Consider the following 15,273-nt stretch of genomic DNA (forward strand, 5'->3'; position numbering starts at 1 on the left):
CTGAGGCCTTAGCCAACCTGGGTGCAAAAGTATTAAAAAATTGTCTACTTCACACGCTCACTAACTTTAAATTATTTTTTTTCTTTCTTTTCGTTTTCTTCAAACTGTTCTTTCAAAGCAGAAAGTACGCTCAAATCTCCAAAAGTAGATTTTTCACCTTCTTTGCTTGAAGATTCAGACGAAGATGATTTGCTGGCAGAAGATGTTGAATTTGCCTTAGGAGCTCTTTCTTCTTTCTTCTCAGCCACTGCAGGTGCTGCAGATGGTTTCACTTCTGAATGAGTCAGTACAATTTTCTTTTCATCCTTCAGGAATTCAAGAACTGTGAAATCCAGGCTTTCTCCAGCTTCAGCAACGGTACCGTCTTCTTTCGTAAGGTTCTTGATTGCAGCAATACCTTCAATTCCGTAAGGAAGCTCAAGTGTAGCAAACTTATCACCTTTAGCTACGATAGTAGATTTGTGAACGGATCCAACTGCAAAGATGGTTTCAAAAGTATCCCATGGATTTTCTTCAAGTTGTTTGTGACCCAAAGCAAGACGACGGTTGTCGGCATCAAGCTCAAGCACTACTACTTCAAGCTCGTCATTTACTTTAACGAAATCAGAAGGATGTTTGATTTTCTTAGTCCATGACAAATCAGAAACGTGTACCAATCCGTCGATACCTTCTTCAAGCTCGATGAACAAACCGAAGTTAGTAAGGTTGCGAACAACGCCTTTATGACGAGTACCAATTGCATACTTATCTTTCAATGAACTTTGTGTCCAAGGATCTTCAGTAAGTTGTTTGATACCCAATGACATTTTTCTTTCCTGACGATCAAGTGTAAGAACAACTGCACTGATCTCATCGTTTACATTCATAAACTCCTGAGGATTGCGCAGGTGCTGTGACCATGACATTTCAGAAACGTGAATCAAACCTTCAACACCTGGTTTGATTTCAAGGAACGCGCCGTAATCAGCAACGTTAACAATACGACCTGTAACTTTCGATCCAACCTGAATTTCTTCTTCAAGAGAATCCCATGGATGAGACTGAAGTTGTTTCAGACCTAAAGAAATACGTTTCTTTTCTTCATCGAAGTCAAGAACAACCACGTTCAATTTCTGATCAAGCGCAAGCAGGTCAGATGGGTGATTGATACGACCCCATGAAATATCTGTAATGTGAAGAAGACCATCAACACCACCAAGGTCAATGAACACACCAAAGTTGGTCATGTTCTTGATTACACCTTCAAGTACCTGACCTTTTTCAAGGTTGTTCAGGATTTGCTGACGTTGTGCTTCAAGATCTTTCTCGATCAATATTTTGTGAGATACAACTACGTTATCATTTGCATAATTGATTTTCACAACTTTTACTTCCATACGCTTTCCTACAAAAATGTCGAAATCGCGGATTGGTTTCACATCAATTTGTGAACCTGGCAAGAAAGCTTCGATGCCAAATATGTCTACAATAAGACCACCCTTCGTTCTTCTCTTCACGTTAGCATCAATAACCACGTCTTCGTCAAACGATTTCTGGATGTTATCCCATGCAGTGATAACTTTCGCTTTTTTACGTGACAACACAAGCTGACCTTGTGCATCTTCCTGATTCTCTACATATACTTCAACTTCATCACCAATCTTCAATCCTGGAAGATCACGGAATTCGTTGAAAGAAACGATACCATCAGATTTGAAACCGATGTTAAGAATCACCTCACGATCAGTGATACCAACAACGATACCTTTTACTACTGCTTTTTCCTGAACAGGAGAGATCGTAGTTTCGTACATTGCTTCAAGACGTGTACGGTCTGCAGACGAATACCCTGTACCGAAACCTTTGTCTTCTGCTTTTTCCCAATCAAAATCAGGAAGTGTTTGTGTTTGTTTTTCCTTAGACATAAATAGGACTTGTTGCTCTGGGATACATCAGCCGGCGAGCTAAACAGCTGAAACTTGTTAAAAAATGATTGTCAAAAAAATAGAGCGCAAAGGTACTATTTCCTTTGGTTAAAACACAGAGGTACAAGCTATTTTCGAAGGAAAAGTGCAGATTCTTAAGACCTTAGTAAACTTTGGCCGTAATTTTATGATCTTACCCGCTCTTTAGAGCCCAGGTATGGAAGCCAGTTCTCATCGGCCAAGCCAGAAAATTCCCGGATAAACATCAGAAATGAAGGACGAAAAGGTCGTTGCCGCAGAAACATGCCTGCTTCTTCAGGCGTATGATCACCTTTTTTGGAATTACATCGTTTGCACGCTGTTGAGAGGTTGTCCCAGTTGGTCTTTCCGCCACGCGATTTAGGTATCACGTGATCCAGGGTGAGGTTGTCGTGTGTTCCGCAATACTGACACCGGTTACCATCCCTCTTAAAGATATTATGACGGGTCATTACCACACCACGGTATGGCAGGTGAATGTAACGATGAAGACGGATGACTACAGGGAGCGGATATTCCGTACTGACAGTTCGCAGATAATCGCTGGACGATTCGGCCAGCATTTCTGCCTTATTCATAAAAACTAACAAAAACGCTTTCGGAACTGTGCAAACACTTAACGCGCTGTAATCTTGATTCAGAACCAGTACTTTACCCATAAGCCTTTGAGGTAATTGATTCTGACAATATATGAATTTTTAACTAATATAGTGATTACAGAAATCCATAAATTATCAATAATTTAACATCAAAGGCGCTGATATACAGTATATATGCTCAATAAACCCTACTAAATGTAACAAAACGTGTTAATAACCCGCTCTGTCGGTCTCACGCTTCACGTCACGTTCCTTAATAGAATCGCGCTTGTCATATAGTTTTTTCCCTTTGGCAAGAGCAATATGCAGTTTTGCAAAACCCCTGTCTGACGTAAATAGACGTACTGGAATAATAGTCAATCCCTGATCTTTCAGGTTTTCTGTCAATCGCTTTCGCTCTCTTTTTGTAATAAGTAATTTACGATCACGCATGGGATCGTGGTTGTAGTGCGTACCCTCTGTATAAGGGGATATATGCAAACTACGTACATACAACTCATTATCCATAAACAGACAGTAAGCATCCTGAAAATTCACTTTACCCTGTCTGATCGATTTGATCTCTGTTCCTGTCAACGCCAAACCTGCAGTAAACTCTTCTACAAAGAAATATTCGAATGAGGCTCTGCGATTCTTTATATCTACTTTTTTAACTAACTTTTCTGACATTCTTCTTTCAATTAAAGAGGTGTAAAATTAATGTTTTCTAAAACTATACCAAGTAGTTAAAACGTTTCCTGGTATTAGCTCTCTAGTGCTGGTATGTGAATGCTACACTTAAATCCAACCACAACCAACGTATACCAGCATAGATTTTCTCTGTTTGCACTCTTGAATAGCCCAGAAAACAAAACTGCGTAACCCATTCAGTATGGATTACGCAGCTGATATTGATACTATATCAAAATGATTACTTCAGCATCGTAAGAAGACTGCTTAATTTATCTTTCAAGTCTTTTCTATCTACGATAAAATCAAGAAAACCATGTTCTAAAACAAATTCAGCACTTTGAAAGCCTTTGGGCAAATCCTTTCCAATCGTTTCTCTGATAACCCGAGGACCGGCAAAACCGATCAGTGCTTCTGGTTCTGAGATATTAAAATCACCAAGCATTGCATACGAAGCAGTTACACCACCTGTGGTAGGATCTGTGAGCAACGATATATACGGTAGTTTAGCTTCTGACAATAAAGCAAGTCTCGCAGATGTTTTGGCCATTTGCATCAGAGAAAAGCCCGCCTCCATCATACGTGCACCACCTGATTTAGATATCATCAAAAACGGCACTTTCTTTTTAAGAGCGTAATTGATAGCACGGGCTATCTTTTCGCCTACTACCGAACCCATTGAACCACCTATAAAATTAAAGTCCATACAAGCGATGACAATATCCAGATCGTTCATTTTTCCGTATCCTGTACGAACAGCATCCTTCAAACCCGTTTTCTGAATGGTCATCTTTACACGATCAGGATAGGCTTTTGTATCTACAAACTTCAGTGGATCTCCTGATACTAAATCTTTGTCCAGTTCGGTAAACTTATTGTCGTCAAACAGAAGTTCGAAATATATGTCGGATCCTATTTTGTCGTGATAGTTACAATGTGGGCAGGTATACGCATTAAGCTTATGCTCCCGCGTCGCCGTTATTTTTTTACACTGAGGACACTGATACCATAACCCGTCCGGAGCTTCACGCTTCATTTCCGTGGGTGTACTAATACCTTTTTCTTTTCGGATAAACCAAGACATATAATGATGTGAGTTAGCAACTTCATTAAAGATCTCAAAAGCAGATCTTTACAGCATTTTCATGATGAATTAAGGGGTCAAATATAGCAATAATTGTTCTGGAATAAGAAACTGTAACCTGTTATTCATTTTTATTCCGCCATACCTGGTTAAAAGCAAGCCGGTTTACTGAAACATATTCGCCCAAAAATTGTTTCTTTACCAGTCCTTTAAAATGTACATAGGAAATAACGCGATAATCAATCGCCATAATAATGAGCATATCCAGTCAGCATATCGTAATTATAGTGGGTACCAATCGGCCCAATTCAATGTCCCGCAAGATTGCGGACTATTATCAGAACCTACTGACAAAGCTGGATACCCCGAGTATGATTCTTGACCTTATTCATTTACCACACGATTTCACCGTATCGGCTATGTACGAAAATAGTGGTAAGAGTGAAGGGTTTAACGGACTGAGAGCATTGCTGGAGAAAACTGATAAATTCATATTTATTGTCCCGGAATACAATGGTTCTTATCCCGGTGTATTAAAAGCCTTTATTGATGGTTTGCCCTATCCCAACAGCTTTACAAATAAAAAAGCAGCACTTGTGGGCCTGTCATCCAACCCGCAGGGAGCAACAATCGCCATGAGCCATTTAAACGATGTTTTCAGCTATCTGGGCATGAACACACTTGCACTAAGGGTGAAGTTGGCACAAATTAAAAATCATTACGCTGATGGTACTATTACCAACACACTTTATAATGAGTTACTCCAGATACAAGCCGAACAGATTATTTCATTCTGAAAGGTTAAAATAAGAAAGAGGAGCCCTGGGGGCTCCTCTTTCTTATTTTAACCAATGTTGTTCCATTTCATTCGCAGGAATTGCTGGTCGCCTCCATAATTCAATCTGGCTTCTGCGATACGCTGGCCCTTCCAGATCTGTATATTTCACGATGCCTTCCTTAAAGAATTTAATCATCGCATCCATTCTTTCAGATTCTTCATTGGTCCAGTCTTCTTCGCTATCGGAATCAATGATTGATACATGATTGATTTCATCTGAAGGTATCAATACCTCATTATCCATCACAATATCAACTGTACCAGTATTTGTACCTGCCACTTCAGCAGTCATCATAAATTCATCCTGAAGAGGCTCCGGGTATGCCGCAGCCTCTTCATTTGCTTTCATCATGCTTTTTGTCTGCATGCCCGGAATCGGAGACTCAATGCTATCGAAACCTGCTGCGACAATGGTAACCCTCAGTTTATCTCCAAGAGAATCGTCTGTAATCGTTCCCAGCTTAAACATACGGGCTTCTCCACCAACCTGAGATAATACAAACTGCCATATCTCACGCTGCTCTTTCATCGTCGCCTCTTTCTTTTTACTTGTCGCAAGCGTGACCAGAATCCTCTTCGCTCCACGAATATCACGGTCATTCAGCAATGGCGAATCCAACGCCTCTTTAATAGCAAGCTGAGCACGTTCCGTACCGGATGCCTCTGATGTTCCCATTACCGACTGTCCCGCACTTTTCAGAACCTTCTCAACATCTTTAAAGTCTGTATTGATGTTTCCGTTAGTTGTGATAATCTCAGATATACTCTTGACAGCATTCAGCAATATACCATCCGCCTCCGCAAAGGCTTGGGTAAGCGTCATGTCTTCGTATAGTTCTTCGAGCTTATCGTTCAGCACCACCAAAACTGTATCGCTGAATTCCTTCAACTGTTCAATACCTTCCAGCGCCTGTTCTTTTTTATCAAGTCCTTCCCAGGTGTAAGGCGCAGTAACCACAGCTACAGTCAGCTTACCCATTTCTTTTGCAAGCTGAGCAATGACAGGTGCAGCTCCGGTTCCAGTTCCCCCTCCCATACCAGCAGTGATAAACACCATCTGGGTAGAACCTCCTAATAAAGCTTTTATTTCCTCTATTGTTTCCAGGGCTGCTTCCTTACCCTTAGTTGCATCCGTTCCTGCTCCTAAGCCCTGAGTAAGTGTAGCTCCTAGTTGTATTCTTACAGGTACAGGACTGTTCGCCAGCGCCTGTCTGTCTGTATTACAAACTGCGAATTCTACATCTTTGATTTTCTTTTCGTACATGTAGTTAACAGCATTGCTTCCACCACCACCGACACCGATTACTTTGATGATAGCTGGCTCAGCCTGGCTGCCTGCATTGGGATCCCTGATGATTTCGTTCACAATGTAATCCTGGTCTAATGCGTGTAACAAACTGGTATTCATATTCCCGGGGTTGATTGGTGTATTGTCTTAAATTTCAATATTCATCTGCATTGCCGTCTTTTTTTCCAAGAAGATTATCCCAGAAGTAACGTCCCGACTTTTTCGGCTCTTCTTTATGCTCTTTCACTTTAGGCTCCGGCTGCTGATAGCCATTGTTAATGGGAGCCTTTATTACCGTTTCCGTTTTACACACCGACTTGATTCTAGGATCAATGGATTTAACGCCTGCCCATGCCAGTCCTATAGCTGTTGCGAAGGTAGAATTACTCACCGCATCCGCTTTGACGGTTCTGGCCAGATTTTCGGGCAGACCAACCCTTACGGCCATTCCCGTAACACGTTCAAATAAAACTTCGATCTCAGCGAGATCAGCACTGCCTCCACTGAGTACAATACCTCCAATCAGTTTTTCCTGTAAACCCGACTTTATTATTTCCGCATACACCATTGCGGCTATCTCTTTCAAACGCTCTTCAATAATCAATGCAACGTTCTTTTTCAGAACTGGCTTCGGCGGCCTGCCTGCTAGGAAGTTGACCAAAATTTCTACATTGAGTGGAATATCTCCAGACACAGCAACTCCAAATTCCTTCTTAAGTTGTTCTGCATTTTCTACTTGTATACCACAACCCGTTGCAAGATCATTGGTAATGTGCCTCCCTCCGATTGGAAAAGAAGCAATATGACGTATCACACGATCCTGATAGATAATAAGATCCGTAGTATGATCGCCAATATCTACCAGAGCAATTCCTGCCTTTGTTTCATTATCCGATAATACGGCTAAACTAGTAGCTAACGGTGCATATACGAGTTTATCAAACTTCAGGCCAGGATCCGCTTCCTGTAAGCTTTTCTTTGTTCTTTGTATGGATTGATTGTTGGCTGAAACAATCAAAAAGTTGCCACCGAGCTTAATACCAGTACGTCCTACCGGCTCTTTAACTCCAACAGCGTTGTCAACAGAAAAATCTATGGGTAAAACATGTAACACATCATAATTAGGCTCGGTCCTTGCACGATACATATCATCCACAAGCTGATCCACATCTCGTTGTGTAACTTCCTCACCTGTGGAAGCTGATGGACGTATAACCCCATCACTTTGGGCACTAACCCGCACATGAGCTCCACTAAAGCTGACATTTACGATACCTATATCAAGATCAGAACGAAGCGACGCTTCTGCCAAAGCTTCCTTAATAGCTGCACCTACTTGTTTAATATTTTCAACAGAACCGTTTACTACCGCTCCCTGCGGAACAGGCACTTCACTAAAACCAAGAATTTCTATATTACTCTGACGAGACCCGGAAGATATTCCCTGTGCCGCTATAACTGCAATTTTTGTACTCCCAATATCTACTCCAACTACTATTTTGTCGTGTGCCATGCTGATGGTGAATTGTTATTCACAAACTATTTGATCCTGAAACTTAATACTTATTCTCGAAAACCTACTCCAATCTTTGCACAGAACCTTTCCATAAAATAAGTGTAACTTATTAAATTTGGATTCAAAGCCTTCTGCCATTCCAAATTCGATTCTCTGATCACCCAAAACTGTACTTAACTCAATTTCCCCATTCTTGTCAGCGTCCAGTTTTGTAATCTGAGCTTTCCAAAACGGGTCAGTATTCAAAAAGCGAATCATATTCATTAATGATTCTCCCTCAATTCCTTTTATCTTTTTCAGATCTCTGAAATAAGCGCCGGATACGATCAGCGCACGGGCCGAAAAGCTATCAGACAAAGGAAAAAAATCTCCTTCGTCATTGATATAAAATCCATCTGCACTTTGTATCTCACCGTCCTGAGATGTATTAATCCATCTTGCTAATGGTTTCTCCTGTTCTACATTAACGACGATATTACCCTTCAGGTCACGCGAAACCTGACATTTCTTTATCAGCTTGTTTTTTTTTACTCTGTATTCGAGTTCTCCAAGATTTATTTCGTCCAGCCTGTTACCGATAAGTGGATCCCCTCCATGCTCAGTAAGTAACATTCGCACATCGGTTTGATTCAGAAAAAACGCTCCCGAGTCTCCTTCAATAGAGATTATCAGATTATTACATCTTTGCCCTCCCAATCTGCTTTCGGCCATACCAATCCCAAGAACGGGTAAGATGAGCCATAAGCTGCGTTTAAAAAATTGCCAAGAATATTCAAATTTACGTAACATCTTAGTAATATTAAAAATGCTTTTAGTAATTGTTACTAACCGGATCAGCTAGTAACGCTTTTATGGGACTTACCAACGTGTCGATATCTCCTGCTCCGATAGTTGCTACAACTTCTAGACGAATATCAGATAAACTTTGTAGAATTTCTTCTTTTGTCAGTATTCTTTTATCAAAAATTTCAACCTTATCCAGTAATAATTTGGAATTAACCCCCTCAATAGGTAGCTCACGTGCGGGATATATCTCTAAAAGCAAGAGTCGGTCTGCAATAGAAAGACTTTTAGCAAACTCGTCTATAAAATCCCTTGTTCTTGTAAACAAGTGTGGCTGAAAGATTGCTGTTACATGTTTACCTGGGTACAAAGACTTCACTGAATTCAGAAATGCTTCAATCTCAGTCGGATGATGTGCGTAGTCGTCTATATATACTATATCATTGGTTTCAATCTGATATTCGAAGCGTCTCTTTACTCCACGGTAATTTTCCAGTGCCACTTTAATCTTATCAGGATCAACGCCAAGATATAGTGCTGTGGCTGTAGCTGCAATGCTGTTTTCGATATTATGATATCCGGGAATCATCATCGCCACATCTTTAATCGTACCATCCGGATAGACGATATCAAATACAAATCTGGCGCTTTCAATCCGTATGTTCGCCGCGTGGTAGTCTCCTTCCCTTAAAGAATACGTAAAAACATGGGCTTTAGTACTTTCTGCAAGCTCCAATCCATCCCGCATAAAAAGTACACCATCCTCGTCGATCTGGCTCACATACTCACGGAACGATTCGAGAACCGCTTCATGCTTGCCATATATATCCAGGTGATCCGCGTCAGTAGAAGTGACGATTGCAATTTCAGGAAACAATGTAAGGAATGATCTGTCAAACTCATCTGCTTCCACTACGCATACAACGCTTTCCAGATTTTCCGTTGGCTTGTTGAGAAGAAGATTTGTTGCATAATTTTGAGTAATCCCTCCCAAAAACGCCGTACTGTTTACATCTGCATCTCTCAAAATGTGCGCTACCATGGAGGAAGTGGTAGTCTTACCGTGCGTACCGGCTACTCCTACTGTTCTCAGGTTTTTAGTAAGCATACCCAAAACCTGCGATCGCTTTAAAATAAGAAAATTATGATCTCTGAAATAAAGCATCTGCTTATGCTGTACAGGTACAGCCGGAGTATAAATGATCAATGTATGATCCGGTTCTGCAATGAACTCTGCAGGTATTACAGATACTTCGTCTTCCAGATTTACTTCTATCCCCTCCTGTATCAGCGTATTGACCAACACTGTAGCCGTTTTATCGTATCCGGCCACGTTAAATCCGTTCGCCTTAAACCAGCGAGCCAGGGCACTCATACCTATCCCGCCTATTCCTACAAAGTATATATATTTCCAATTCATCAGGGATGAACTCATAAAATGATCAAATTTTACTTACTGATTAATTTCAATACCTGTTTTGCTATATCCTCTGCAGCATTAGGTTTACCCAATTTACATATATTATTCGTTAGTATATTTTGTAAATCTGCATTTTCCAGTAATGCTATTGCTTGATCGACCAACTGGTGTCCCGCTAAGTGATCTTTCACCAATAATGCTGCATTTTGTTCCGTCAGACTCAACGCATTTTTTGTCTGGTGGTCTTCTGATGCAGCCGGAAAAGGTACCAGTATAGCCGGCTTGGCAACCAGACAAAGTTCCGACACAGACAAGGCACCTGCCCTTGACACCACAACATCTGAAACAGCATAAGCAAAGTCCATTTCGTAAATAAATTCGAATGCCTTTACCTGTTCTGTTCCGAGCGACCGGATACTTTTATTCGCTTTTGAAATATACCCTTTACCGGTTTGCCATAAAATCTGATAGCCCTGGTCTGTCAACTTCTTCAAACCTGCATCTATACTTTCGTTAATGGATCTTGCACCAAGGCTTCCTCCCATCACAAATAATGTTTTGTGTTTTTCAGATAGTCCGAAATGTGCCAGCCCCTGTAGCCTCTTGCCTCTTATATCTACAATATCACTTCGAACCGGATTACCAAGCAGTGTCAACTTTTCCTTCTGAAAAAAGACCTCCATATTAGGGTAAGCCACACAAATCCTGGCAGCTCTTTTTGCCAATAGCTTATTTGTAATTCCTGCATAAGAATTTTGCTCCTGAATCAATGTAGGTATTCCGGATAATGACGCCATCATCAACAAAGGTCCACTGGCAAATCCGCCAACCCCTACAGCTACATCAGGTTTGAAATCCCTTACGACTTCCCTTGCTTTAAGCAAACTATTAATGAGCTTAAAAGGAAACATCAGGTTTTCCGGAGACAACGATCTTTTAATACCCACAATAGGTAAACCAACAATTCGATATCCTGCCCGGGGTACCTTTTCCATTTCCATTTTCCCCAAAGCACCTACAAACAACACCTCCACTTCCGGATCCAGTTTTTGAATTGCGTTTGCGATGGCAATAGCAGGATAAATATGACCTCCAGTACCGCCACCACTAATAATTACTCGTTTTGCCATCAGCATCAAATTCTTTGCTCATCCATTTTTTCACCCCGGCTAACACTCAGGATCATGCCCATTGCTATCCCTGTAAACAACAGGGAAGTCCCTCCCTGGCTGAAAAAGGGTAAGGTTTGACCAGTAACGGGAACGAGCCCTACCGTAACAGCCATGGCCGAAAACGCCTGACTGACCACCACAAAAGTCAGCCCCGCAGAAAGCAACCCACCAAAGGGCCTTTTAGTAGCTTCAATAGCTTTTAACCCCCGGTAAAGCAATATCAGATACATGATGATCAGGGCTGTTCCTCCGAGCGTGCCATACTCTTCCACTGCTACTGCAAAAATGAAGTCTTTTTGGGGTTCCGGAAGGAATCTTCTTTGTCTGCTTTTTGCAACACCTTCCCCATAAATTCCTCCTCGGGCCATCGCCATGTAAGATTGCTGAGACTGGTATACAACGACATCTTTATCGAAGAAGGCAGCAATACGATTCTGAGCGGTACCGGAACGTTGCGTTGAATTCAGTAAAATAGCCAGTGTAGCAAAGAAGACCACACCAATTGCAGTAAAGAACAGATAGTGTAATGGAACCTTCCCTACATACATGAGCAAAAAGCATATCCCGGCCAGCATCATCGCCGTCGAAACATTACTGGTAAAAATCAAACCGCACACAAGCCCAACCAATGCCAAAGGTTCCATAAAAAGCTCCCGTGTATTCCACCCACCTTTGATATGCCTTGCCAGGATCAGGGAGAGATGGGAAATCAAAGCAACCTTAGCCCACTCCGAAGGCTGAAAACGCTGTCCGATGATTGGTATTTCAATCCAGCGTGATGCATCGTTTACCGATGTTCCGAAAAACATGGTAAAAACCAGTAATAATATAGAACTCCAGACTGCAAGCCTGGTGACATACACGAATTTGATGTAAGGGATACGGTGCACGTAAAACATCACTACTAGCGATAGCGCACACAATACCGAGTGTTTATAGAGATAGTATTCCGTATCTCCGTCTTTCTGGCTGTACGCATCCTTTACACTGGCGCTGTACACGACTACAATGCTCCATAAAAGCATGACAATACAAATACCCCAAATCCATGGATCTCCTTTGAGATTGGATGTGATCCACGCCTGTGTTTTATCTCTTGACTTGTGCAAAAGATCCATAGCACTCTCTTTCTTTTCCTCCGCCATTATTGAATCAGGTTACCAACAGCCTCTTTGAATTTATTCCCCCTATCTTCATAGTTTTTAAACAGATCAAAACTTGCACAGGCGGGCGACAATAACACTATATCACCGGAAACCGCCCATTGCTGAGCTTGTCTCACAGCATCATTAACATCATGACTTATATGGATACGCGGTACAATTTCTGCGAAATAATCCTTTAATTTTTCATGCTTCGTGCTCAGGATGACCAGTCCTTTTACTTTTGATCTTACCAACTCCTCAATCTGGCTGTAATCGTTCCCTTTGTCGACGCCACCCGCAATCAGCACGATGGGCTCGGAGAAACTTCCCAGCGCATAAAATACAGAATCTACATTGGTTGCTTTTGAATCATTGATATAAGTTACACCAGCTATTTCCGCCACTTTTTCGAGTCTGTGAGGTGCATTTTCAAAAGTGAGCAGCGCGTCCGCAATCTTACTATCCTCTATACCCGCAATCTGTGCAGCAAGAATAGCCGCCATGGCATTGACTGCATTGTGAGGCCCTTTAATGGGCAAGGCTGGATAGTGTTGAACGAATGTGCTGTTTTTATAATTGCTGACAAGCTCATCTCCATTCAGATACATTCCATGCTCTATGGCATGCATAAGTGAGACCGCCAGCTTTTGAGAAGGGATCTTCCTCGTAGCGAGTTCCTTCACAATTACTTCACTATCTCCAAAATAGATAAAGTGATCTTCGCTTTTCTGATTGCTTACGATATTGAATTTGGAATTTATATAATTCTGGAATGAATAACCGTAACGGTCGAGGTGATCCGGAGTAATGTTGAGCAATATTGCTATATCCGGCTTAAAAGAATCAATGTTATCAAGCTGAAAGCTGCTAATTTCCAGTATATAGAAATCAAAGCTTTTTTCTGCAACCTGCCATGCAAAACTTTCGCCTATATTACCGGCCAATCCCACGTTATATCCGGCCTCTTTAAAAAGGTGATAAGTAAGTAGCGTGGTTGTGGTTTTTCCATTACTTCCGGTTATAGCAATGAGCTTTGCATCGGTATACCGTGAAGCAAATTCGATCTCCGAAACGATCGGAATACCTCTTTCTGTGAGTGCTACGATCAGCGTGGCATTATCAGGGATTCCCGGACTTTTGACTACCAGAGAAGCATCAAGAATCAATTGTTCAGAATGCCGTTCTTCCTCAAAAGAAATATTACGACTAACCAATTCATGACGATACCTTTCCTGTATCTTTCCTCCATCGGACAGGAATACTTCGTATCCCTTTGACCGGCCAAGAATAGCGGCACCGATACCACTTTCTCCCCCTCCCAAAATAACTAGTTTGCTCGACACAATATTGGTATTAAAGATTTATGAGCTGTGAACAACGAAGGTAAATCTTTTTCAAGGGAAGTATGGCAGACGATAACTGAAAAATTTATGCACATAAAAAAAGGCATATAATATGCCTTTTCTCTGCGTATATGCCTTTAGCTTATGGTTTTGGAGGAGTTTCCGTAAGCCTCAATCTGTTAGCTAGTTTAACAACAAGGAAGATAACCCATGCGATGATCAGGAACTGAATCAAGACCTGAATGAAGTTTCCATATTTGATGGCTACCTCAGGTGTTTCGCCAACAGCCTCTTTGAGAACAACCTTCAACTGCGTAAAATCAACTCCTCCGATGATCAAACCCAGGATCGGGTTGATGATATCTTCCACAAGAGATGTGGTGATCTTTCCAAAAGCGGCACCGATAACTACACCGACAGCTAAATCAAGCACATTTCCTTTTGCGATAAAGACTTTGAATTCCTGAAGCATAATTGAGTAAAGTGTTAAATGTGAAACTTATTTGAATGAATAAAGAAAGCCTACACTTAATCCTTGAGCAAATTGCGCCCTTGCCGCCTGATCTTTATCGTAAATAACAATAGTTCCCAGGTTAACATTAAAATACCGCGCAATCTTAGCAGTGATTTGCGCATCTAAGCGGTGATCAAAATGAAACTGCTTGTCTACCTGCTCAGTTCTTGGATTATCCGAATAAGATGTAAATGACAGATATCTGAATTTAAGATTGATATCCTTTGCTATATCTTTATCAAAATTGGCTACGAGCTGCACTATTCCCACTTCATTTCTCACACGCTTACCTATCTCAACACCATAGTTCTTCTGTTCAGGAGTATTGAGGTAAATATCTCGGTCCATCACAATGGTTTGTCTTAATGCTGCAGGTGCAAAATCTATGAAAAAGTAAGGCACGGGTTTGTACTCAATACCGATAGCCTCGGTGAGGTAGGCAGGCGAAAAGAACCCGGAGAGTTTTTTCTTGATCGTTCTTGAAGCATCGGAAGTATCTGCCACATAATCATAACCAGGTGCAAACTGTGACAAAAAGTTAATATTGCCAAACAAGCTCCATTTCGGTGCAAGTTCTCTGTTATACTTTGAATCGAAGAAAATTCGATCCACGTTTTTCCTGCTTTGTTGTCCTTTGTTACGTACAACCCCATACTGCGATTGAAAATCGTTCCGCCAGGAATTTTTACCCTTCTTTACTTCTCTGAGTGCATTAAAAAATAAACCCAGCGCCACAGAATTTACGCCCCCACCTGTCCAATTAGAACTAAAAGATCCTTGATTAAGATTTGCGCCGAACTCTGTCTTCCTGATTAATGTATCACCTGCTATTTTTAGTTTTCCGGAATTAAGAGAATTAGTGAGATCTACCTTTTGAGAAAAACTAACGGTATGCACTGATAGCAATAGAATTAAAAATAAGAGATGAATCTGCGTTTTTAATCGCATAAGAGATGAAA

The 15,273-nt window shown here is 41.2% G+C and carries 14 protein-coding genes; 1 reads left to right on the forward strand and 13 read right to left on the reverse strand.

All coding sequences use genetic code 11. From position 1 onward, the window contains the following. Nucleotides 1-71: 71 nt before the first annotated feature. From rpsA to accD, 4 genes are all read right to left on the reverse strand, one after another. A complete protein-coding gene (rpsA, locus tag AC1XUE_RS23635) occupies nt 72-1,904 on the reverse strand; it encodes a 30S ribosomal protein S1 (protein ID WP_483358463.1) in 1,833 nt (610 codons plus the stop codon). 185 nt (nt 1,905-2,089) lie between these two features. Beyond that, nucleotides 2,090-2,602, reverse strand: coding sequence for an HNH endonuclease (locus AC1XUE_RS23640; protein ID WP_483358464.1), 513 nt, complete (start codon nt 2,600-2,602; stop codon nt 2,090-2,092). A 150-nt stretch (nt 2,603-2,752) separates the two neighbouring features. Continuing rightward, a complete protein-coding gene (gene smpB, locus AC1XUE_RS23645) occupies nt 2,753-3,211 on the reverse strand; it encodes an SsrA-binding protein SmpB (protein ID WP_483358465.1) in 459 nt (152 codons plus the stop codon). Nucleotides 3,212-3,452: 241 nt separating this feature from the next. Then, nucleotides 3,453-4,295, reverse strand: coding sequence for an acetyl-CoA carboxylase, carboxyltransferase subunit beta (gene accD, locus AC1XUE_RS23650; RefSeq protein WP_483358466.1), 843 nt, complete (start codon nt 4,293-4,295; stop codon nt 3,453-3,455). Between the two features lie 254 nt (nt 4,296-4,549). Between accD and AC1XUE_RS23655 the strand changes: the two genes are divergently transcribed. Continuing rightward, entirely contained in the window at nt 4,550-5,092 is a 543-nt protein-coding gene (locus AC1XUE_RS23655; protein WP_483358467.1) for an NADPH-dependent FMN reductase, read from the forward strand. Between the two features lie 42 nt (nt 5,093-5,134). Here AC1XUE_RS23655 and ftsZ read toward each other — a convergent pair whose 3' ends face one another. From ftsZ to AC1XUE_RS23700, 9 genes are all read right to left on the reverse strand, one after another. After that, the gene (gene ftsZ, locus AC1XUE_RS23660) at nt 5,135-6,541 is read right to left on the reverse strand and encodes a cell division protein FtsZ (RefSeq protein WP_483358468.1); all 1,407 of its coding nucleotides are present in this window, start codon (nt 6,539-6,541) and stop codon (nt 5,135-5,137) included. A gap of 34 nt (nt 6,542-6,575) precedes the next feature. Then, nucleotides 6,576-7,934 carry a cell division protein FtsA gene (gene ftsA / locus AC1XUE_RS23665; protein ID WP_483358469.1) on the reverse strand — a complete coding sequence of 453 codons (1,359 nt, stop codon included), beginning with the start codon at nt 7,932-7,934 and terminating at the stop codon, nt 6,576-6,578. Nucleotides 7,935-7,949: 15 nt separating this feature from the next. After that, nucleotides 7,950-8,726, reverse strand: a complete 777-nt coding sequence (locus tag AC1XUE_RS23670) for a cell division protein FtsQ/DivIB (RefSeq protein WP_483358470.1) — start codon at nt 8,724-8,726, stop codon at nt 7,950-7,952. Between the two features lie 22 nt (nt 8,727-8,748). Then, nucleotides 8,749-10,155 (reverse strand): UDP-N-acetylmuramate--L-alanine ligase, encoded by a 1,407-nt coding sequence (gene murC, locus AC1XUE_RS23675; protein WP_483358471.1) that lies wholly within the window; start codon nt 10,153-10,155, stop codon nt 8,749-8,751. A 14-nt stretch (nt 10,156-10,169) separates the two neighbouring features. After that, entirely contained in the window at nt 10,170-11,270 is a 1,101-nt protein-coding gene (gene murG, locus AC1XUE_RS23680) for an undecaprenyldiphospho-muramoylpentapeptide beta-N-acetylglucosaminyltransferase (protein ID WP_483358472.1), read from the reverse strand. A 5-nt stretch (nt 11,271-11,275) separates the two neighbouring features. Beyond that, the gene (locus tag AC1XUE_RS23685; RefSeq protein ID WP_483358473.1) at nt 11,276-12,457 is read right to left on the reverse strand and encodes an FtsW/RodA/SpoVE family cell cycle protein; all 1,182 of its coding nucleotides are present in this window, start codon (nt 12,455-12,457) and stop codon (nt 11,276-11,278) included. After that, on the reverse strand, nt 12,457-13,800 hold the full coding sequence (gene murD, locus AC1XUE_RS23690) for a UDP-N-acetylmuramoyl-L-alanine--D-glutamate ligase (RefSeq protein ID WP_483358474.1): 1,344 nt from the start codon (nt 13,798-13,800) through the stop codon (nt 12,457-12,459). The genes AC1XUE_RS23685 and murD overlap by 1 nt, the downstream gene beginning before the upstream one ends. 142 nt (nt 13,801-13,942) lie before the next feature. Continuing rightward, nucleotides 13,943-14,272 carry a large-conductance mechanosensitive channel protein MscL gene (gene mscL / locus AC1XUE_RS23695; protein WP_483358475.1) on the reverse strand — a complete coding sequence of 110 codons (330 nt, stop codon included), beginning with the start codon at nt 14,270-14,272 and terminating at the stop codon, nt 13,943-13,945. Between the two features lie 27 nt (nt 14,273-14,299). After that, nucleotides 14,300-15,262, reverse strand: coding sequence for a DUF3078 domain-containing protein (locus tag AC1XUE_RS23700; RefSeq protein WP_483358476.1), 963 nt, complete (start codon nt 15,260-15,262; stop codon nt 14,300-14,302). Between the last annotated feature and the right edge of the window lie 11 nt (nt 15,263-15,273).

This window comes from Dyadobacter sp. HNCC25DJ187, assembly GCF_056895255.1.

Excerpts from the sequence above, each read along its gene's own strand:
- AC1XUE_RS23670 (WP_483358470.1), bottom strand. The coding sequence starts at position 8,726 with ATGTTACGTAAATTTGAATATTCTTGGCAATTTTTTAAACGCAGCTTA.
- AC1XUE_RS23640 (WP_483358464.1), bottom strand. The coding sequence starts at position 2,602 with ATGGGTAAAGTACTGGTTCTGAATCAAGATTACAGCGCGTTAAGTGTT.
- smpB (WP_483358465.1), bottom strand. The coding sequence starts at position 3,211 with ATGTCAGAAAAGTTAGTTAAAAAAGTAGATATAAAGAATCGCAGAGCC.
- murG (WP_483358472.1), bottom strand. The coding sequence starts at position 11,270 with ATGGCAAAACGAGTAATTATTAGTGGTGGCGGTACTGGAGGTCATATT.
- AC1XUE_RS23655 (WP_483358467.1), top strand. The coding sequence starts at position 4,550 with ATGAGCATATCCAGTCAGCATATCGTAATTATAGTGGGTACCAATCGG.
- ftsA (WP_483358469.1), bottom strand. The coding sequence starts at position 7,934 with ATGGCACACGACAAAATAGTAGTTGGAGTAGATATTGGGAGTACAAAA.
- AC1XUE_RS23685 (WP_483358473.1), bottom strand. The coding sequence starts at position 12,457 with ATGGCGGAGGAAAAGAAAGAGAGTGCTATGGATCTTTTGCACAAGTCA.
- accD (WP_483358466.1), bottom strand. The coding sequence starts at position 4,295 with ATGTCTTGGTTTATCCGAAAAGAAAAAGGTATTAGTACACCCACGGAA.
- ftsZ (WP_483358468.1), bottom strand. The coding sequence starts at position 6,541 with ATGAATACCAGTTTGTTACACGCATTAGACCAGGATTACATTGTGAAC.
- murC (WP_483358471.1), bottom strand. The coding sequence starts at position 10,155 with ATGAGTTCATCCCTGATGAATTGGAAATATATATACTTTGTAGGAATA.
- mscL (WP_483358475.1), bottom strand. The coding sequence starts at position 14,272 with ATGCTTCAGGAATTCAAAGTCTTTATCGCAAAAGGAAATGTGCTTGAT.
- rpsA (WP_483358463.1), bottom strand. The coding sequence starts at position 1,904 with ATGTCTAAGGAAAAACAAACACAAACACTTCCTGATTTTGATTGGGAA.
- AC1XUE_RS23700 (WP_483358476.1), bottom strand. The coding sequence starts at position 15,262 with ATGCGATTAAAAACGCAGATTCATCTCTTATTTTTAATTCTATTGCTA.